The sequence below is a fragment of the Desulfovulcanus sp. genome (assembly GCF_982781345.1).
On record NZ_CEYAEZ010000048.1, the window covers coordinates 1 to 19,970 of the forward strand.

General features: G+C 41.2%; 15 protein-coding genes. 4 read left to right on the plus strand and 11 right to left on the minus strand.

What is annotated here, in order from left to right; genetic code table 11:
* The coding region (locus AC3WVG_RS08245) for a [FeFe] hydrogenase, group A (RefSeq protein WP_488797664.1) at positions 1–2,280 on the plus strand (2,280 nt) is incomplete at its 5' end.
* On the opposite strand, the gene AC3WVG_RS08250 is transcribed toward AC3WVG_RS08245, so the two are convergent.
* Positions 2,247–2,477 carry a hypothetical protein gene (locus tag AC3WVG_RS08250; RefSeq protein ID WP_488797665.1) on the minus strand — a complete coding sequence of 77 codons (231 nt, stop codon included), beginning with the start codon at positions 2,475–2,477 and terminating at the stop codon, positions 2,247–2,249. The two genes, AC3WVG_RS08245 and AC3WVG_RS08250, sit on opposite strands and share 34 nt — an antisense overlap.
* A 94-nt stretch (positions 2,478–2,571) precedes the next feature.
* Here AC3WVG_RS08250 and hydE point away from each other — a divergent pair, with 94 nt between their 5' ends.
* The 3 genes from hydE to AC3WVG_RS08265 all read left to right on the plus strand — a co-directional run bounded on the left by hydE (position 2,572) and on the right by AC3WVG_RS08265 (position 6,524).
* Positions 2,572–3,579, plus strand: a complete 1,008-nt coding sequence (hydE, locus tag AC3WVG_RS08255) for a [FeFe] hydrogenase H-cluster radical SAM maturase HydE (RefSeq protein ID WP_488797666.1) — start codon at positions 2,572–2,574, stop codon at positions 3,577–3,579.
* Positions 3,555–4,784: a [FeFe] hydrogenase H-cluster maturation GTPase HydF gene (hydF, locus tag AC3WVG_RS08260; RefSeq protein ID WP_488797667.1), complete on the plus strand. Its 1,230-nt coding sequence runs from the start codon at positions 3,555–3,557 to the stop codon at positions 4,782–4,784. Before hydE ends, hydF begins: the two co-directional genes overlap by 25 nt.
* A 456-nt stretch (positions 4,785–5,240) precedes the next feature.
* Positions 5,241–6,524: an O-antigen ligase family protein gene (locus AC3WVG_RS08265; protein ID WP_488797668.1), complete on the plus strand. Its 1,284-nt coding sequence runs from the start codon at positions 5,241–5,243 to the stop codon at positions 6,522–6,524.
* Positions 6,525–6,549: 25 nt separating this feature from the next.
* Here the strand turns inward: AC3WVG_RS08265 and wbaP are convergent, their stop codons facing one another.
* The 10 genes from wbaP to AC3WVG_RS08315 all read right to left on the minus strand — a co-directional run.
* Complete coding sequence (gene wbaP, locus AC3WVG_RS08270; protein WP_488797669.1) at positions 6,550–7,953, minus strand: undecaprenyl-phosphate galactose phosphotransferase WbaP; 1,404 nt, start codon at positions 7,951–7,953, stop codon at positions 6,550–6,552.
* 13 nt (positions 7,954–7,966) lie between these two features.
* Positions 7,967–9,061 carry a glycosyltransferase gene (locus tag AC3WVG_RS08275; protein WP_488797670.1) on the minus strand — a complete coding sequence of 365 codons (1,095 nt, stop codon included), beginning with the start codon at positions 9,059–9,061 and terminating at the stop codon, positions 7,967–7,969.
* Between the two features lie 56 nt (positions 9,062–9,117).
* Positions 9,118–10,212 (minus strand): glycosyltransferase, encoded by a 1,095-nt coding sequence (locus AC3WVG_RS08280; RefSeq protein ID WP_488797671.1) that lies wholly within the window; start codon positions 10,210–10,212, stop codon positions 9,118–9,120.
* A gap of 2 nt (positions 10,213–10,214) precedes the next feature.
* Positions 10,215–11,351 carry a glycosyltransferase family 4 protein gene (locus tag AC3WVG_RS08285; RefSeq protein WP_488797672.1) on the minus strand — a complete coding sequence of 379 codons (1,137 nt, stop codon included), beginning with the start codon at positions 11,349–11,351 and terminating at the stop codon, positions 10,215–10,217.
* A 6-nt stretch (positions 11,352–11,357) separates the two neighbouring features.
* Positions 11,358–12,611, minus strand: a complete 1,254-nt coding sequence (locus tag AC3WVG_RS08290; protein ID WP_488797673.1) for an oligosaccharide flippase family protein — start codon at positions 12,609–12,611, stop codon at positions 11,358–11,360.
* A 321-nt stretch (positions 12,612–12,932) separates the two neighbouring features.
* On the minus strand, positions 12,933–15,653 hold the full coding sequence (locus tag AC3WVG_RS08295; RefSeq protein ID WP_488797674.1) for a hypothetical protein: 2,721 nt from the start codon (positions 15,651–15,653) through the stop codon (positions 12,933–12,935).
* Complete coding sequence (locus AC3WVG_RS08300) at positions 15,646–16,908, minus strand: oligosaccharide flippase family protein (RefSeq protein ID WP_488797675.1); 1,263 nt, start codon at positions 16,906–16,908, stop codon at positions 15,646–15,648. The genes AC3WVG_RS08295 and AC3WVG_RS08300 overlap by 8 nt, the downstream gene beginning before the upstream one ends.
* 241 nt (positions 16,909–17,149) lie before the next feature.
* Positions 17,150–17,515: a four helix bundle protein gene (locus tag AC3WVG_RS08305; protein ID WP_488797676.1), complete on the minus strand. Its 366-nt coding sequence runs from the start codon at positions 17,513–17,515 to the stop codon at positions 17,150–17,152.
* 33 nt (positions 17,516–17,548) lie between these two features.
* A complete protein-coding gene (locus AC3WVG_RS08310; RefSeq protein ID WP_488797677.1) occupies positions 17,549–19,126 on the minus strand; it encodes a DUF2079 domain-containing protein in 1,578 nt (525 codons plus the stop codon).
* 19 nt (positions 19,127–19,145) lie between these two features.
* On the minus strand, positions 19,146–19,970 hold an 825-nt coding region (locus tag AC3WVG_RS08315; RefSeq protein WP_488797678.1), incomplete at its 5' end, for a hypothetical protein.

Genomic DNA, 19,970 nt, shown 5'->3' on the forward strand with positions numbered 1-19,970 from the left:
TGTACTTATGCAGGTGCAGACCTGGCCGGAAATTTGAGATGCAAATATCCGCCAAACACAAAGCTTATCCGTGTCCCCTGCTCAGGTGCTGTAGCCACTGAATTCGTTATCGAAGCCCTGGCTAAAGGTGCGGATGGTGTTTTTGTAGGCGGCTGTCATTTTGGTGATTGTCACTACAAGGAAGGCAATTACAAGACAGACCGACGCATGAAGGAAATAAAGAAAATTTTGCCCGAGTTGGGCTTTGAGCCTGAGCGGTTCAGACTGGAATGGATTTCAGGTGCTGAAGGATACAGGTTTGCAGAGGTAATGAATGAATATACAGAGCAGATAACCAAATTAGGTCCCAATCCGCTGAAGAAGAAAAAAGGAGAGACCAAAGGGATGAACAAGGTAGGGGTAAAACTTGACGGTCAGGACATTCAGGTTGATGAAAATACAACTATTGCCGAACTTCTGAAAAAAGAAGGCAAGTCCTATTGGCGTCCCACTGAGTTGGATCAACTTGAATCCATAAAAAACAGCGACTGTCCGCTAATAAATATCGTAGAAGTTGACGGAAGAATAGCCAACGCCAAAATGCTTAAAGGGTTAACAGTCAAAGAGGGCATGGTCATTAATACCAAGTCCGAGCTGCTTGAGGAAAAACTTAACGAAAGGCTGGACTGGTTAAAGAAAAAGGACAATTGCTTCCTGGTCAAAAGATTACAGGAACTCGTCGTTTGCGAGGCTGAAAATGCAGGGTTGATCACCAGAGAAGAGATAAAAAACCAGCAGGTTGAGGCATGGTCTTCGCCTCCATCTATTCTGTATGATCCCGACCTATGCGTGCGCTGCGGCAATTGTGTCGAAACCTGCAAGACAGTTCAGACCGCAGAAGCAATCGCTTTTGATAAAGAAAAAGGTGTAGTCCTTGTGGACGAAGCAAAGTGCGTACGATGCGGACAATGCATCCATGCCTGTCCAATGGGCAAGGAAACAGGCGCGGTCAAGGTATTTAAAGAGACCTTTGGCTGCGAAACCTGCCCCTATTCCAGACCTCTGGGAGCAATCAGGGAGATGGATAATGTTAAAGAAGTCATTGAAGCTCTCAAAGATCCGGAAAAGTTTGTCGTGGTCGAATTTGCACCTTCCATAAGGGCCAGCCTGGGTGAAGAATTCGGGCTTGAGCCAGGTGCCCTGATAACCAATAAAATATACGCTGCCCTGAGAAAGGCCGGCTTTGACAAGGTCTGGGATACCAACTTCACAGCTGACCTGACCATCATGGAAGAAGGCACAGAGCTTATCTTGCGCCTGGTAAAAGCAGGTGCCCTAAACAAGGATGAGTTGCCAGAAAGCCTGACAATAAATGAACATGCCCTGGAAGAAGTAAGTCCTGCCCTGCCCCAATTCACCTCGTGCAGTCCCGGATGGATTAAATTCTGCGAAACATTTTACCCGGAATTTATTCCCAACCTGTCCTCGGCAAAGTCTCCACAGCAAATGCTGGGCCCTGTAGCCAAAACTTACGCTGCTGAAAAGCTGGGAGTTGATCCCAAGAAAATGGTCGTTGTCTCCATTATGCCCTGTACAGCCAAGAAATATGAGCGCGCAAGAGATGAACTGTGCGACGCCTCTAAATACTGGATGGAAAAAGGCAAAGCCGAAGGCACATTCCAGGATATTGACTATGTACTGACCACGAGGGAATGCGGTAAGCTTCTGAAAACGTTGGGCATTGACTTAAAAGAAATGCCAGAAGAACAGGCTGATCCATTAATTGGCAAGTACACGGGTGCTGCAACCATCTTTGGCCGCACAGGCGGCGTAATGGAAGCAGCGCTACGAACCGCTTATGAATTGCTAACCGGTACTCCTCTGGAAAAATTGGAGTTTGAGGATCTCGGGACACTTGATGGTATCAAGAAGGCAGCTATCAAACTAGGCGACAAAGAAATCAAGGTGGCCGTAGCTCATGGGCTTAGCAATGCCCGCAAGGTATGTGAATCCATCAAGGAAGGCGGAGAGTTCAAAGATTACGTCTTTATCGAGTTCATGGCTTGTCCTGGCGGGTGTATTGGCGGTGGCGGACAACCCATACCCACCAACCAAAAGACAATAAAAGCCAGAACAGCGGGCCTGAACGCAGACGATAAACATTGCCCATTGAGGAAATCCCACGAAAACCCAGAGGTCTTGCAAATCTACGCTGATTTCCTGAAAGAACCCGTAAGCGAGCTGGCACATCACCTGCTGCATACTCATTACGTTGATCGATCAAAAGAAATAAAATCATAAACAGGATATCTGTATCGCAAATAGAAAACCATACTTTTTAACCGCAGACCCACGCAGACCGGACGCAGACCAGAACAACCAGCGACTTGCTGGCTGTTCTGGCGCTCTGTCCCTTCGGGCCAGTAAATAGATAAAAAGTCGTTATTAAAACCGGGCCAAAGGGCCGTCAGCTCATGTTCGACAAACTCGCCGAACATGAATGTCTGTGTGTGTGTCTGCGTGGGTCTGCGGTTAGATAAAAAACACCTGGGGATGTAGCAAATTTAGATACGATTGCCCTAGCTTCTTTTTATGAATCAGCGATCTGAAATGACCAGAGAAGAAATAATATCTCATCTGGAGCAAACTCCCCTGAACCAACTCATGCAAATGGCTGACAAGGTGCGTCAGCAGCATGTTGGAGATGATGTCCATATCCGGGGCATTATAGAATTTTCCAACTATTGCTGCCGTAGTTGCCTTTATTGCGGGTTGCGCAAGGAAAACAAGAACATTGAGCGCTATCGCATGCAGCCTGAAGAAATCATCCAGCTTGCCCTGGACATGGCCGGCCAAGGGGTCAAGACCATTGTTTTGCAATCCGGTGATGACTTTGCCTATAGCGCAAAGACCATTGCCTCTATCGTGCGGGAGATCAAACAGGAAGCTGACGTGGCCATTACCTTGTCGCTTGGCGAAAGAGATTTTGCTGAGTTTGATTCCTGGCGCAAGGCCGGGGCAGATAGGTACCTAATGAAACACGAGACTGCCAACCCCACTCTCTATGCCCGGTTACATCCGGAAAAAAACTTAGAGGAACGGTTATCTGCTCTGACCTTCCTCCGGGACCTTGGCTATGAACTTGGTATGGGGTGTATGGTGGGACTACCCGGACAAACCATCGAGGACCTGGCCGAAGACATCTTGCTTATCCACAGGTTCCAGGCAGATATGGCCGGAATTGGTCCATTTCTCCCCCAAAAGGACACTCCCCTGAGAGACCATCCTCCCGGAGACTTAAACCTGACCCTCAAGGTGCTTGCCCTCGTGCGGTTGGCCAGCAAAGACATTCATCTGCCTGCCACAACAGCTACGGCCACCCTTGACCCTGAACAAGGACAAACTTTGGCTCTTCAAGCCGGGGCCAATGTAATTATGCCTGATTTCACCCCTCAAGACTATGGTCGAAAATATATAATTTATAACAACAAAGCCAAGGTGACCTTTAACCTGGCCAAAGATTTAATTGAGGAAACCGGACGTAGACTAGGTAAAGGAAAGGGAGGCTCTTTAAAGTGCAAAAAACCCCAAAGGGACTAAGACTTCATATTGGCATTTTTGGACGAAGAAACGTAGGCAAATCTTCTCTCTTAAATGCCTTAACTTCTCAACACATAGCCATAGTCTCGGACACCCCCGGCACAACCACAGACCCCGTAGAAAAGACCATGGAGCTTTTGCCACTTGGACCCGTGGTCTTTATTGACACAGCCGGCATTGATGACATGGGCGCGCTGGGCGAGATGCGCAAAAAAAAGACAATGGAAGTCTTTGATCGTACTGACTTAGCAATCCTGATTACTGAGGCCAATCATTGGGGTGAATTCGAAGAAAAAATCAAAAATATTTTAAACGAGCAAAAAATACCCTTTGTAGTGGTCTTGAACAAGACTGACGTTACGCCACTAGTTAAGGATGTTGAACAACGCCTAAAAAAAGAAAAGATTTCTTTTATTCCCGTTTCTGCCATAGAAAAACAAGGAATAAATGAGCTAAAAGAGCTACTTTTACAAACCGCACCAAAAGAATGGTTTAATCCTCCTACCCTAATAGGGGACCTGCTTCCACCAGGAGAGTTGGCAATTCTGGTCGTACCTATTGATCTGCAAGCCCCCAAGGGGCGGCTTATCCTGCCCCAGGTGCAAACCATTCGCGACATTCTGGATAACGATGCCTATTGCATGGTTGTCAAGGAACGAGAACTCAGAGATGCCTTGCAGCGGTTGAATCGCAAACCCAAAGTGGTTGTTTGCGACTCCCAATGTGTCTTAAAAACTGTGGCCGATACTCCAAAAGATGTCTGGGTAACCACCTTCTCCATTGTCATGGCCCGGTTTAAAGGAGATTTAGCCGCTTTTGCACGCGGGCTAAAAGCTATTGAACAGCTTAAACCCGGAGACAAACTCCTGATTGCCGAAGCCTGTACTCATCATCCCCTGGCCGATGATATTGGCCGGGTAAAAATTCCTCGCTGGCTCCAGCAATATGTGGGGGGGAAAATAAATTGTGATGTTTGCGCAGGCAGAAATTTTCCTGAAAACCTGGAAGAATACAAGCTCATCATTCATTGCGCGGCTTGTGTTTTAAACCGTCGCGAGATGCTAACACGCATCTATAAAGCCCAGCAAAAAGGCGTGCCCATTACCAACTATGGCCTGACCATTTCCTTCATCCAGGGAGTCATAAACCGCTGTCTCGAACCATTTCCATATGCAAAACTTTGCCTGGAAAAAGAGTCTGGGTAAGTGGTTGAGTAGTTGAGTGGGGAGAGTAAGGTGTTGAATATTTTCTTGATAATGAAATCTTCCATACTCTTCCACAATATTTGCTGTTACGGATCAAGCTGCTCTTGTTATCTGAATCTATATTTTTCATCTGAAGGCAATTTTTTGCAGAACTCAGAAAATTGTTTCCTTAAGCTCTCTTGCATTTTTCCAGGCTTCTAAAGTCTCAAAAGTTATTTTCTATCACCCATCTCCACCCTACTCTCCCCACTCAACTACTCAGTTCACCCCCCAATTCATACAGTCTCCCACTCAAATCCTACCCGATTCCCCTCCTTAACATCCATTTTTATTTAACCCCAGACTCACGCAAACCTTTTGAGGAGCAATGATTAAGGGGCAACAAATTCAAGCCCTTATCTAATACCCCCAACAACGTGTTGCATTAAATATAAAATCTGACTAAAAGCATAAGTCATGAACATATTATTGTGTACAAAAATCTTTCAAAAATATTATCCACCTAGCAGGGAAGCATGGGCCAGAGTTTTTTTTCAACTCATGCGTTTTGGATTTTGTTTTTACATCCTTTTTTTTCCTATCGGAATCGCCTTAAGGGAAATAGGAGCTATAATCTCTCTTGCCGGACTCATACCATACTATATTTTGGATTATAATAATTCTAATTTAAAACGTTTTAAACTTAAATGGATCTATTTTCTCTTTTTTGCTTTTCTCATCTTCAAAATGTTTCACAGTATAGACATTGAGACTAGTTGGTATGGAATTCGAACAAATTTACACAAGGCATTTATTCTAATTTTCGTAGGTATGGAGTTTGTCAGAGGGCTAAAAGATTTAAAAATTCTAGTAACCTTGTTTGCCATCATGGGGTGTTATGAAGGTCTGGATGGAGTATATCAATACTTTTCCGGGACTGATTTGATCAAAGGGACAAAGATTATGGGTGGGCGTCTGACAGGCTCTTTAAGTACTTTTCGCGTTGGCAATTTAATGTCCCTAGTTCTTCCCATTAGTCTGGCTCTATTCATTCTTTTGCCTGACAAGTGGTCAAAATTTAAAAAACTCATCCTCACCTCTTTGGTCCTGGCACCCGGAATTTTTCTATTGCTTGAAGCCAAAGCAAGAAGCGGCTATGTAGGATTTTTTACAGCCTGTGTAGCCCTAATTTTTCTTTTTAAAGGTTTTTCCTGGAGGAAAACTCTTGCCTTTTGCGCAATTCTTGTCTGGGCATTATTCTTTGGCCCGGAGAGGACATCGTTTCAGCAAATATTAAATGATGGACGAATAAAAGAGCTTTGGCCTTTTGGAATCGAGGTATTCAAACACTATCCTCTTCTTGGAGTAGGAATTAACGGCTATAATCCCGGCTTCAGATCGCTAGGCCTTGTGCCAAAATATCATAGCCTTGGGATACCTCATCCGCACAACATCTATATTCAATTCGCCTGTGAAACAGGGATTGTCGGTTTAAGTTTGCTTCTCTTCTTTTTTAGCGCCTATTTAACCTGGTCCTTAAAGCGAATCCGTAAAGGGCTTCAAACTAAGCAAAAAACCTATTGGATAATCACTTCTTTTTTTTGGAGTTCATTTCTTGGCTACACGGCCACAGCCTTTAGCGCTCATAATTTTTTTCGAACCTGGTGGCTGGGCATGGCCTTTTCAATTCTAGGAATTTTGATTGGAGCTTGTATTGGGAGAAGTGAAGAGGTAAAAAAAATAAAAGAGTACAAAAAATAAAAAAACTTTGGGAAGTATACATTAATTAATAGGCTCCCCTGCAACGGAGCACCTCGATAGGAGTCCTGACTAAAATATAAATATCAAACCATATAGACCAATTGCGAATATAATAAACATCAAGGTTTACCCGCTCATCATAAGTAGTTTCATTTCGGCCTGAAATCTGCCATAAACCTGTTACCCCGGGTCTGACTTTTTTATATAGTTCAAATGCTTCCTTGTACTTTTTAATTTCATCCCGAATAATAGGCCTTGGTCCCACCAAGCTTAACTCCCCCTTTAAAACATTCCACAATTGAGGCAATTCATCCAGACTTGTTCTGCGTAAAAATCTACCTATCTTAGTCACCCTGGGATCATTAGTAAGCTTTTGATACATCTCCCACTCTCGCTGTAAATCCGGTCTTTTTCTTAAATACTCCTTCAACAGTTCATCTGCATTTTGAAACATAGTCCTGAATTTCCAGATATAAATTTCTCTCCCACCCAAACCAATTCGCTTGTGACGGTAGAAAACAGGGCCTTTGCTATCCAGTTTGATGGCTAAACCAATAAAAAGCATAAGAGGAAGGACCAACACGCCACTGCTTATAACAATAGCCAAATCAACACACCGTTTTAGCCTTCGACGCTTTGGGTCAAGCAGGTTCTGGCGTAAATCTAACCCTAATATACCGCCCAAATCCAGTACCGAAACCCAAAGAGTAGATACACCAAACAAGTCAGGGACAAGGACAATGCGCCTAAAACCTTGTGCATATTTCTCAAGGATCATTTGTAACTTCTTTCTGCCCACCCCCGGCATAGCCATAATTGCTATAAGATTTTTCGTTTTTTGGGCCAGTTTAACCGCTTCTTCCAAACCTCCGACAACTTTTATTCCATGAATATTCTCCCCTTGCCTTTCTGAGTCGTCATCAACAATTGCAACGGGTTTTATTCCTAGCCCTGGTCTCAGTTGAAAAGTATGTACAATCATGCCTCCGGTTTTACCGGCCCCAAACACCACGGCAGGGAACCCCCACCAGGCTTTTTTACTAAAAATCTCTCGCGTTCCAGCCCGAAAAATTGGCACCAAAAAAAGTACTAAAAACCACGCCATTAAAAATATCCCTCGAGAATACAACTCGGCTCGACGAGACATAAAAGTAACAGCGGCCAAAGCCAAAAAACATAATGAGCTGGCCAGACTTAGTTTTTTTAATTCCTCCGGAGGACTGATAAGTACGCCTGGATATAAACCGGCAAAGGCATATACGCTTAAGAAAAAAATTAAGACTGGCCACATTTGCCAGTAAAATGAAAGTTGAAACTGACCGTTAAATATATAGCGAAGCCATACACTTATTGCGCCAGCACATAAAAGGGCCACTGTGTCAGAGAAAAGCATTGCCACTGGCATTAAACAAGAGTATCTGTTCTTCATTACGGACATCTCTTTAAATCTGCTCTTCTATTACAGTATTAATAAAATCTAATATGTTTTTTTTAAAAATTTTAGCATCAAACTTTTTAGCATAAGATACTATTGTTTCAGGGCAGAACTCATGCTTAATTTTTTCAAATCTAATTACTGCATCTATCAAAGCATCAACACTTTGCTCATCAAAAAAAATGCCTGTTTTACCATCAACAACAGTCTCCAAAGCTCCACCTTTTTTATAAGCGATAACTGGTCTTCCCGAAGCCATCGCTTCCACAGGAATGATGCCAAAATCTTCTTCACCTGGAAAAATAAGGGCTTTACACCTCGCATAATAATCTTGGAGGACAGAAAATGGCTGTTGCCCCATAAGGGTTATATTAGAGCCTGCCATAGCCTGTAATTTTTTATATTGCTCTCCTTCCCCAATAACTACCAGAGGTTTTTTTAAGACATTAAAAGCTTGTATCGCTAATTCGGCCCGTTTATATCCCACCAATTGACCAACAAATAGATAATACTCACCAGTCTCATTTACTTGATAGAAATCATCAGTATTCACTGGCGGGTGTATGACCTGAGCCTCGCGACGATAATATTTTTTTATCCGCGCGGCCACATGGCTTGAATTTGCTATAAAATGCTCCACTCTTGATGCTGAGGTTTGATCCCATAAGCGCAAGTAATGAGAAAAAAAAGGCATGAGCAAGCTGGTCACATGTCCCGCTTCTTTGCGATATCTATGGTACATATCCCACAGATAACGCATTGGCGTATGGCAATAGCAGATATGTTTAGCGGATGGATGCGTAATCACTCCTTTGGCCGGGCCCGATTCACTGCTAATAACCAGATCGTAACCGGTGAGGTCCAGCTGCTCCAAAGCCAAAGGCATCAAAGGAAGATATTTTTTATAAAGGCGTTTGCTAAAAGGCAATCTCTGAATAAAAGTTGTCCTGATAGTATGTTTTGTTATTGTATCTGATATGGCATCAGGATCGTAGACATGGGTAAAGATATCGGCATGAGGGAAAAGGTCGCACAAAGCCTCCAGGACCTTTTCGCCACCCCGCATGCCTACAAGCCAGTAATGTACAAGGGCAACTTTCATATCTAACCTGTGCCTCTTAACCTTTTAACCTCTTAGCCTTTTATCCTTTTAATTACTTAGTTGGTAAACTTACCTGCAATGGCTTTTACTCTCTTTACAAAGCAATCTATACTAAAAAGTTCAGCTCTTTCTTCACATGAGGAGCGCATCTCTGCAGCCAAGCCTGGCGTTAAAGACTTCACTCCTTTTATGACATCCTCAATTCCGGGGTTTGGGGGCAATAAAATTCCGGTTTTCCCATCCACGACTGTTTCCAATATTCCACCTTCTTTGACTCCAAGTACAGGCTTACCAGCCGCCATGGACTCCACCGGCGAGATACCAAAGTCCTCGTCCATGGGGATATAAATAGTGGCGATACAATTACCAATCAAACTTCTCAGCTTCTTTTCCCCCACCCAGCCCAGAAATGTAATATTATCCGCATTGTTTGCCATCTGCTTAATCCTTTTAAAATACGGCCCCCCAGAAACAACCACGAGTTTTTTATCTCTCATTTTCAAAAAGGCCTTTACTATCAAATCGACCCGTTTCAGCTGATCAAGCCTGCCTGTTGATAAATAATAATCCCCATACCCCAGATGCTTGAACTTTTTAGTCTCACAAGGTGGATACACCACCTGGACTTGCATATTTAAATATTTTCTTAGCCTGTTGGCCACATTTTGAGAATTGGCAAGCACACAATCCATATCCTTTATGGCTCTTTCATACGCCTTTTTATATAAGAACAAGAGGCTTAACCAAATGGGCTTTTTTAGCAAAGAACATTGTTCTAAGTAAAAGTTTCTTTTGTCGTATAAAATTCGTGGAGGCGAATGACAATATAATATTTTAGGGCCAATTATTCGCTTGTGGGCTAACGGTGACAGAAAACCACTGAAAAAAGTCAGTTTTGCCTTTTTCTTTGGAAAATGGGCAAATAACAGCCAATCTTGCAAAATATCGGAAGGTAAAACTCTAAAGGGGATTCTATCAAGCAAAGATAAGCTTTTTGGTTCAAGCCCATCAAAATAACTTTTTGGAAAATTTTCAGATTGTACAGATGCAGACCATAATTCAGCGCGAAAGCCCCTGGCTAGAGTTACAGCAACCCGCTCCCCACCTCCTGGGAATTTAAAATTATCATGGATAACGAGAGAAGTTTGCATGGTTAACTACATAACTTTTTAATTATTTCATAGGTCTTCTTGGCCGTACTTTCCCAGGAAAATTGAGATACTCTTTTTTTACTATTGTTTAAAAGTCGTTGGCGGACATCCGGCTTAATAACTTCACGCAACAAGGCTGCCAATTCTTTGGGATTTTGTGGATCGGTTAAGTACAGTGCAGCGTTGCCTGCAACTTCAGGTAAACTTGCCTTGTTAGTTGTGATTACAGGGCAACCGCAGGCCATGGCCTCTAATAATGGCAACCCAAATCCCTCGTAAATACTTGGAAAGATCAAGGCTAGCGCACCCGAATAAAGCTTGGCCAAATCTTCATTACTTACATATCCCAAAGAAATACACTGATCATCCTTCACAAGCTCATGGTCATGCCAACCAGACCAACCAGCAAAGACCAAAGCAATACCTGATTTTGTAATCTGGAGAGCTTTAGGTATAATGGCTGCATTTTTACGCGGGTCTCCGCTGCCAACAAAAAGAAAATATTGCTCAGGCAGCTTAAGCCGCTCTCGCATTTCTCTGATCTCCCCTTCCGGCCTAGGATAAAATGTAGAAGCATCATGAGCTAAAGGTGTGACAGAGACATTATCGCCAACAATTCCAAAGTGCTTTTGAACACATGCCTTTGTAAATTTTGAAACAGTTAAATAATGGTCTACAACTCCAATTCGCTGCGGCAGGAAACGATTGACAAACATTACCCTTTCTTTGGGATGAAATTGTGGATAATGCACAATGGAAAGATCGTGAATGGTAAAAATGGTCTTTATCGGAGATTTTGTTAGAAAAGGGATCAAAAGTGGCTCATGGTAAACATCATAATTCTTGGCTGCACGTTGGAAGAAAAATTCTCTTTTCATGTGCTGGGCTATACGAACCTGAAGAGCAAGGCGTGGGGGCAACCTCCAAAACCAGGACAGGACTTTCCCTCTTTTTCGAGGGTCTGCGGCGCGGGCAGGCATTGTCTTGCTAACATTCTTCCCGTCAAAATATCCGATATCCAAACTATGTCCATAATCTCTTTCCAGCTGCCTATAAAGACAGTGTACATATCGAGCAATACCAGAACGAACAGTAACTAAAGGCAAGGCATTTACAATCAAGCGAATCTTTTCAGCCATTGATTGCTATCCCATTTTCTGCCTATACCATCTGAGAAAAAATAGGCCTAAGCCCAGTCCCAAAAAACATTCTGTGGCAATTGTTGCCCAGGCAGCTCCAACAGCCCCATATTGCGGAATCAGCCATAAATTGAGACCAACATTGAGGATAGCTGCGCATACTGCCATAAGCGCATAATAGCCTTCGCGGTTAATGGCGATAGCACTTTGTGTCAAAATATAATTGGGAAAGATAAAAAAGACAGCTACAAGAAGCCACTTAAAAAGTGGTATTGCAGGAGTGTAACTCTGACCGTAAGCAATATGAATAAAATAAGAACCGAAATAAAGGCCTGTAATAACAATCAACAAACCCAAAATACTCATTCCGCCAAGCATAAGAATAAACATCCTTTTAAAATATTGCCCATCCAGCCTGTGCAGGCGAAGCTGACGAAAACATAAATGGGCAACTGGAGTCACTAACAAGACCATTCCTTCCAAGAGTCTATAAGCTGCAGAATAATAACCTACCCATGCCGTTTCAATTCCCAGATATCTCAAAAGTATTATGTCCACTTTAAAGTAAATGGTGGTTGCCGCACCAATAACAAGAAACGAAAGACTTGGCGAATATATGTCAAGAGAAAAGTGAAATGAAGGTTTTTGCCACATCCTCCTGGCATAGGGAAGCGAAAATGCCGCAAGAAGGCCAAGTCCCCATGCCCCAAACAGAAAAAAAGGGTTGCGAATCCCCAGAAATAGGACAAAGAACATACATAAAGCAGTACAAGTGCGCAGGAATATCCGCCACAGTCCTTCTATTGCGAACCGATTTTGAGCCTTTAAAACAGCAGAAATAAAATTGCTTAAAGCTACGCCAGCAAAACATAATATAGCGACGCATAGTGAATAACGGTCAGAAATAGGAAGAGATAACGACAAAAAAAAACCACCCAAAGTGGTCAAAAGAAGATGTCCCAAGGCTATGGACAAAATCCGATCCTTGTGATGGCCCAATTCAGGGCTCGCTGCAGTGCCTTCACGAAAAATTAATGTAGTAAAGCCTCCCTCCTGTAAGATAAAATATAAAGAGGCCAGGCTCAAAACAAAGCTATAAACGCCAAAGGCCTTGGGCCCTAACACGCGGCCCAGGGTAAACGTCAGCAGCATCCCTATTCCGGCAGTGTAGAGGGTAGCTAACCACTGTCCACCCAAGGCTATATATATTTTTTCAAACCTGATAGGCCTTTTAAAAAAGAAAAACTTATTAGAAAACAACTCGCTCCTGCCCAACAAAATGTTTTATTATTAAAATTCATTCAATCAACTAAATCAATTTTTTGAGTTGGATTATTAGCAGTAAGTTCAATGGGTTCAATGTAAAGTCTCGGTAGTTCCTTTCAGGATTAGTTGTTTCCGCGCTGTTATTCTGAGCGAAGCGAAAAATCTCAGGAATAAGCTTAGCATGTCATGAGGTTACCCTTCGCATTGCGAAGGGTAACGTTTGTATTATTTTATAGCAAAAGTGACACCAAGACAAAATATAAATTATAACCCATTGAATAATATAACAAAATTCGAGCCAGAAAGTTAAATCAACTAATCAGATTCTGCTTCTTTTCTCAAATCACAAATTTCACCTACAACTCCTACAACAAGACAATAATAAACTATAATCGCTATTTGTTCAGCCAGAGGCTCAAGACCCAAAGTCAATAAAAAGGCCGTCAAACCCAAAAGTATAATAGCCCCAGCAAAAAAAGGAGTGCCGCGACCACGATATACATATTCAAAAATCTTAGGGAACTTTCGTTTCATCCACGGCCGCAAAAGCCTCTCCAAATGCCAATAAGCAAAAACCAGGGCTATACTACCGCAGGTAAACCCATAATTTTCTCTCCCCGTAGCAATCAGCACTCCGAGAGTGTATAGAAATAGGGCTAAAAATAACCACGTAAAAAAGAGCCATTTTTCCGGTAAACTCCAATAAAATTTTTGAATAGGACCTATTATAATTTGAAACGCTTTCAAGCAAAAAGCGCGAAATCTATACAGCACAACAATCCCCAGGGCCAGAATCAAGAGCTTCATGAAAAGCGAAATGATCCGGCCGGAAAATGAATCTTTTTGCCTAGTTAGAGGGTTATCTTGTCGTGGAAAATTATGGTAGCCCTTTGCCTCAAAAACAAGACTTTTTACTGAGAAAAAATCTGAGCTAGAAACAGATATGGTGTGATATCCTTGCTTGATTGCTATGGTCCCTAGTTCAATCCATTCCCCTTCAGGCCGGGGAAGCTTTACAAAAGAGAGAGGGCTGGGTTGATCATCAAGGCGAATGACTAGGTCCGCTAGAATTTCTTTTGGAGTCCTGCGTAATCCAAAAACCTTTAACCTGGGGATATCAAAGGATAATAGTTTTTGTTGTCCGGTGTACCGTATTGCTAAGCTGGCATCCCTGGAGATATTGATTCCGGCCAATTCATTGTGTCCCCCCAAAATAGGGATGTTTTTTTTTGCGTTTTTTAGTTCGCTTAAAAGAAAAGGATTGTCGTAGGTTAGATAAAATTGCAAAGGTTTATAAAATTCTTCTCGGGGCAATAAAAAATTTAAAGTTCGTACCTGATCAGTCCATATAAAAACTTTCCCATTATTTAATATTACTCCACTCTCTGGCAATTCAGGTAAAAGAGGAAGCACTGCCTCCTTTTCCCACCAACATGCATGTCGATAATCAGGATCCTCTTTCACTTCCTTTATGACCAAGTCAAAAAAAGCGATACTCGCGTTTATACCATCTTTAATCTGCCCTGTATCTAGTGTTATCCCGTTTACAATCGCTTGCTTTGGAAGCTCCAAAGGCACAGTAACATTATTCAGTGGCAAGGCAATTTTAAGTCTCTTTCTTTTTTCTTTAGTCGGAGACAAATAATCAATATTTATATCTACTCTTTGTCCTGAAATTTTTCCTGATCTGGCCGTAGAAAATGCATACAACTGTCCCTGAACAACATACTTATTTTGTATAATGTCAAGCGATTTACAATCCTGAACCTCCCTATAAATTAGGGGCTGCATTTTAAAAATTACTTTCTCTTTATCCAGAAAATGAGCCTTCCGTCCTATAAAATTTTCAAGCTCTCTTGCAGGCTGATCAAGAATTACAGGCAATTCCTTTTTAACAAGATCACCAACAAGCACGTCCTTGAGTTCAACTACCTGGGGGCCTTGTATGGAGGCATTAACTGTAACATTAATAATTCTCCCTTCCTCAAAGATACCAAGTTCTTCTAAACCTGCTTCTAGATCAAAATCCAAGCTTGCATCCTGTCCATGCTCAGAGGTAACTGGCGAGATAGTACCGAGTTTTATCTTTGAAGCGTCTTTTCTGTAAAAAACAATACGTTTCAAAGGGTTTGGGTTTGCTTCAAAAAAAGCCTCCCTTGATGTTTTTATATATATTATTGGCTCTATATAGATTAGCTCATCACGAGATATATCTTTTAAAACCGGACCAAGATCCAGGGTCAACACACGTAAATCTTTTCTTCTCTCCCATCGAGGACGCAGCTTTTCAAAAGGAATTTTATGCCTTGGCGAAAACCTACTTTTTTTTAAACCAAGATCAACTTTAATATCTGGAGAATTAGGGAGCATAAAAAATTTAATCACTTGCGTATCAGCAAACATAATTTTAATTTGCGTCTGCAGAATTAAATTTTCCCCATCCTGTATGTATCGCCAAATCGCATCAGGCTTAATCCCCAATTCTCTTTTAAACCGATAAATATTGTCTTTGGGCTTGAAAATAACCTCGCCCCAATCAATAACTTTAGTTTCTTTTAACGCGGATTCAAAGCCACCGCTAAATACCACGTCAGTTTTATTATCCCCATTGGTATCCACCATTATTTTGGTTTCAACCTGAACAGGCGTTTTGGGCAATATTTTTCTGTAGTTTATGCGGAATCGAGGAAACTCAACGATTGATAATGGCCTATTAGACAAATCAAAAGACCAATTTTTTGTGCAGTTATCTTTTGAACATAACACCGTATCAGAACTGGCAAGCAAGGACTTGCCTTCAAACACAAAATGTTTAACTTTCTTTGGCGCTACAAATGCTTTGACTGTGAATTCATCATCTTTATCAAGAAAAAAATTGCCATCTTTAATTTCCTTGACATAAGTAATACTGGGATTTTCTTGTAACGGCAGTGAAAAAAATACATTATTTTCTTCCTTAACTCCTGCATGCGTTACAGCAGTAAATAAAATGTAAACCAGGATATAAATAGTAACGCTTAGCTGCTTTTTATACATCGCATTGCTCATTAACTATACAGCCATTCTTTTTGTCTTTTAGAAAAAAATAGATTGTTGTTGCCAAAAAAATAAATACGATTGCAAACAGAAGACTCCATGCAATCTGGATGGCATGCTCATGAAACATAAGGATTAAGAGCAGCAATAACCCAAGGCCCATGCCCTGAATCCACAAGAATCCATAATCGCAACGAGCAAGAAAAAAGACAAAAAAAACATTGGCCAAGGCAAGTATTGACATTGAAATACTTACCAGCCGGAACAGTTCAGCAGCAGGAGCATAGTGCGAGCCAAAAAGCAGGCTGATAATTTGGGCTGGCCATAAAGAGCAAACCAAAGCAAAAGACCCGCTAAGGAGCGCTGTTAATCCCAAACTTGTCCAAAGAGACTGGTTGTCATGCTTGCCAGCGCTATATGCTTTGGCCGCGGCAGGGAACAATACCATAACCAAAACGCCGGGCAGAAAAAAGCCTATCCTGCCCAGAACGGCAGCAGTAGCATAAAGTCCGGCCTCGGCAGGCAGGCAATAATGTCGCACTAGAACAAGATCAAGATTACCCAGGGCCATAACAATAGAAGTATTGAAAAATACCGGCACAGCGTATTTGCCCATGCCTTTATATATACCAGAAGGAAGCGAAGCCTTTGTTCCATGAACAATATCTTTTAAGAAGAGCAAACTGATCAGTATTGTCAGAACAACCCCAATTAAACCCGAAAGCAGGGCTCCATTGACTCCCCAACCGAGAAAAAAAACCAGGGCAACTCCACCTAGCAAACGACCAATAGAGGTCAGGGTTCCAGCAAGACCAAAGCCCAAAAACCGCTGCAAGCCTTGCAGAATGCCCATATTAACCGGGCGAAAAAGAGATAGACATATCTGGACAAGGATAATCAGTATTGGAACAAACGAGTCAATATGAAGATACCCTTTAATTGCTGGCAAGGCCAAAAGTCCCACGCTAAACCCTGCACAAGAAATAAGAGCCAACCATTTAATGCTTTTCCAGAAAAGGCTTCGAATCTGACTCAACCCGTTCAAACTGAGTTGTACAGTTACCTTGGAGAATACAAAAGGAATTACTGCAATAGGAACAGAGGCTAAAAGGGTAAGGGAATTAAGGGCATTAAAAACCCCAAATTCTTCAGGGGTTAAACTCCTCCCTATTACTATTTGAAACAAGTAGTTAAATACATTGCCCGAATTCATTAAAAGAAGAACGAGAATATTGTTGCGGAAAAACTTGTTCATTGTTCTATGTTCAACGTTCTAGGTTCAATGTTTTTTGAGGGTATTATCACACAATGATAGTTTTTTTGCAAATTGTCAATAATTTTGGCGTATTATCCATTAGCTAACACTACATAACTAAATCCATAGGTTTTTATTTTATATTCTATAAATTTACTACACAAAAATATAAATAACCATCAAACCTCAAACATTGAACATTAAACATCAAACTTCGAACCTTGAACCTTGAACATAATTTTCATCCTTTCCGTGGTGAATTTTTTAAATAACGAATAAAGCCATTTATTAAATTTGTTATTTTAATGTACCGTTTAGAAAATTTGTTAAAAATTTCATTATCTATATAACCAACATCTAATGCGGCATAAATTAAACTTTTGACCTCCGAAACTGATCCTCTTGCAATTATTAAAAATTGAATAAATTCCTTATTACTTCCCCGATCAAATCCTTCTGCCATATTTGGCATAATTGAAATAACTGCCCTTTGAATTTGATCTCGGAAACCATAATCTCTTATATCTGTAAAACATTCATATATATCTTTAACCAAAAGCCGAGCTTCTTTCCAAGCCTCAATGTCTTCAAATCTTTCAATTATCATTTTCCCACCAGTTTCAACGTAAAACATTGAACATTAAACCTTTCTCTTAAAAATCCAAAAACCGTCTTTTGCAAAGGCAACCTCGTATCTTTCTTTAACTTTATCAACTAATTCCAAAAAACGATTGGCCGCCTCCTGGTCCTGACACTTTCCATAAAGCCAATCACATCCTTTGTCTCCAATAAACCATGGACGCTTCATGTCTAAAACCACATAGTCTGCCTGAATTTCCAAATAAGCTGTCTGGGGGAGGGTGCGTGTCTTTAAAAAGTCAAGAAAACCACTGAAGGTCCGGTTCTTTAAATCCGGATATCTTGTTGGTTTCAGCGCTCCCCTAGGAAAAACAAGCAAAGTATTTCGTTCGACAAGGATTGACCAATTGATCGTGTTTTGCACGGAAACTGTTGTCTCCGGATTCCTCGGAATATACTGTTCCAAAGCACTTTTAATCATCCTGTCTCGTGCTGTGGGCAAGTATGCGGATGCTGTGTAACTCCACACCTTGTTCGTCCAGAAAAGGCGGGAAATGGGCGAAGGAGAGAGAAGTATGTGGGCCAACAAAAGGCCCGCACACAAGCTGAAGATAAATGACTTTTTGTTTAGTCCCAATTTTCCCCAAAATCTCCTAGCTGTTGGCAGCCCCATAGTAAAGGCCATAATCATTGGCGCGATTAGGCCTGCAGTATAATGATGCCCAAGACCATAATAATTATCTAACCTGGACAAAAGTGAAAGACCCAATATGGGCAGGGCAGGGATCAGATAAAGAGGTTTTAAAAGGGAAATAAATCCAAGAGAGCCAAACAAGGCTAGAAGATAAGTAACTTTTCTTGTTGAGCCAAAGATTTCTTTAATAATCACCAAAGGATGGCTGACGATAAAGACAAGCATATCTCCAATACCATTACCCATCCAAGCAAATGCAGAAGAATCAAGCCCACCTTTGCCACCATCAGGAGTAAAATAGGAAAGAACAAAATTGGTAATAAAATAAAAATAGCCAAGTCCAAAAAGAATAAGAAGCAGACCTGGCAAACATGATAAACGCTGGGATACGTTGCGAGGAAAAGCAGAGCTTGAAAAGTATAGTTTTAAGATGAGGAACACCCCACAGGCCGCAGTTTGCAAGGCAAATGGCTCTTTGAGCAATACCAGAAGAAGAGCAGGAATAAGGCTGAGCCAAAACCTGTTATCCTCCGCCAAAAAGAAAAACCAGAATAAAATAGGGACTGATAGGTGGTCCATGTGAAAGTCAAAGAGACCATTAAACCAGAGAGGAAAATACAGGGCAAAAGCGAGAAAAGAAAGCCATCCAAATCTTCTTTGTAACCAAACTCCCGGCAGGACAAGAAAAAACGCTTGAAGTAGAAGAATCGCTAGAGGCCCAAGGTTTCCTGGCAAAGCATTATACACAGTGGCACATAGAGATATAAGCGGCTGGGCATGACCCCAAAAAAGACGCCACCATTCTTCATTATGTACAAAATTATAAAAATGAGCAAAAAATATCCCCAAATCACAAATGGCTGAGTGTAAAGACAGGTACTTTAGCTGGGACATCCCTGCAAGGATAATTAATAGGACAGCAGGGGGAATAAGTTTTGTTTTCATGGCTAACTAGTTAATACTATCATCGTATATTATTCCTCTTAACCTTTGCCTTTTTACCTTTTAACCATAAATATCCAAGATATCCTAAACATCCCAGTAAAGTACTTCCTGAAATAAAAAGTCCAAGATAAAACAGGCTTTGTGGCCAGAAATAGAGAGTAATGCTAAAATTTTGAGTGCCGATCTCTTTTGGGTCTATATACCACGCATTAGCATAGCCGTTTACAAATAGGTGATTTTTTTCAGACAGCGGTTTTTTGAATAAATAGGAAATATCTTTAGGGGTAAACTTCATTTCATGCCTTGCTTCCTTCACATGTATCTTCGGATATTCTGCAATAATTTCCCTTTTTTCTTTTTCAGTTTCACATCTAACATTTTCTGTCTTTATGTATGCATTCCACTTTGGATGATAACTCTCAGAAAACACCAAAAAGAAAGGAGCCGTGGCATTTTCGACTTTTACTTCATATTTTGTAGAATTGATTTTATGGAAGGTAATGGTTGGAAGTGTTTGGGACAGGGTTAAATTAGACAAATTTAGTTCTAAGTGGGATTTGTTAATTAAAAGGGGTAGATTATCAAAGGAATTTGCTTCTAATTTATCAACCATTGTATCCAAGTTGTCGTAAACAATTGCCTTGGAGGCAGAGGGGTAAATATGGGGAAAGAAATAAAAATCAGAAAGTTTATAAAGAGCGTAATATTTAGAATCCTTTATAAGTTTTACGCCCTTTTGTTGTCCAAAAATTGATTCAATAATCTTTGCCCTTAACTTACCATTTAATATTTTAAGACCACCGCCAACTTTAAAATCATATTTATCAACGAAATCTTTATGCAA

What these genes read in the sequence shown, in the direction of transcription:
- AC3WVG_RS08250 (WP_488797665.1), bottom strand. Translation starts at nt 2,477, where the DNA reads ATGTTCGGCGAGTTTGTCGAACATGAGCTGACGGCCCTTTGGCCCGGT.
- hydE (WP_488797666.1), top strand. Translation starts at nt 2,572, where the DNA reads ATGAATCAGCGATCTGAAATGACCAGAGAAGAAATAATATCTCATCTG.
- AC3WVG_RS08265 (WP_488797668.1), top strand. Translation starts at nt 5,241, where the DNA reads ATGAACATATTATTGTGTACAAAAATCTTTCAAAAATATTATCCACCT.
- wbaP (WP_488797669.1), bottom strand. Translation starts at nt 7,953, where the DNA reads ATGAAGAACAGATACTCTTGTTTAATGCCAGTGGCAATGCTTTTCTCT.
- AC3WVG_RS08275 (WP_488797670.1), bottom strand. Translation starts at nt 9,061, where the DNA reads ATGAAAGTTGCCCTTGTACATTACTGGCTTGTAGGCATGCGGGGTGGC.
- AC3WVG_RS08280 (WP_488797671.1), bottom strand. Translation starts at nt 10,212, where the DNA reads ATGCAAACTTCTCTCGTTATCCATGATAATTTTAAATTCCCAGGAGGT.
- AC3WVG_RS08285 (WP_488797672.1), bottom strand. Translation starts at nt 11,351, where the DNA reads ATGGCTGAAAAGATTCGCTTGATTGTAAATGCCTTGCCTTTAGTTACT.
- AC3WVG_RS08295 (WP_488797674.1), bottom strand. Translation starts at nt 15,653, where the DNA reads ATGTATAAAAAGCAGCTAAGCGTTACTATTTATATCCTGGTTTACATT.
- AC3WVG_RS08300 (WP_488797675.1), bottom strand. Translation starts at nt 16,908, where the DNA reads ATGAACAAGTTTTTCCGCAACAATATTCTCGTTCTTCTTTTAATGAAT.
- AC3WVG_RS08305 (WP_488797676.1), bottom strand. Translation starts at nt 17,515, where the DNA reads ATGATAATTGAAAGATTTGAAGACATTGAGGCTTGGAAAGAAGCTCGG.
- AC3WVG_RS08310 (WP_488797677.1), bottom strand. Translation starts at nt 19,126, where the DNA reads ATGAAAACAAAACTTATTCCCCCTGCTGTCCTATTAATTATCCTTGCA.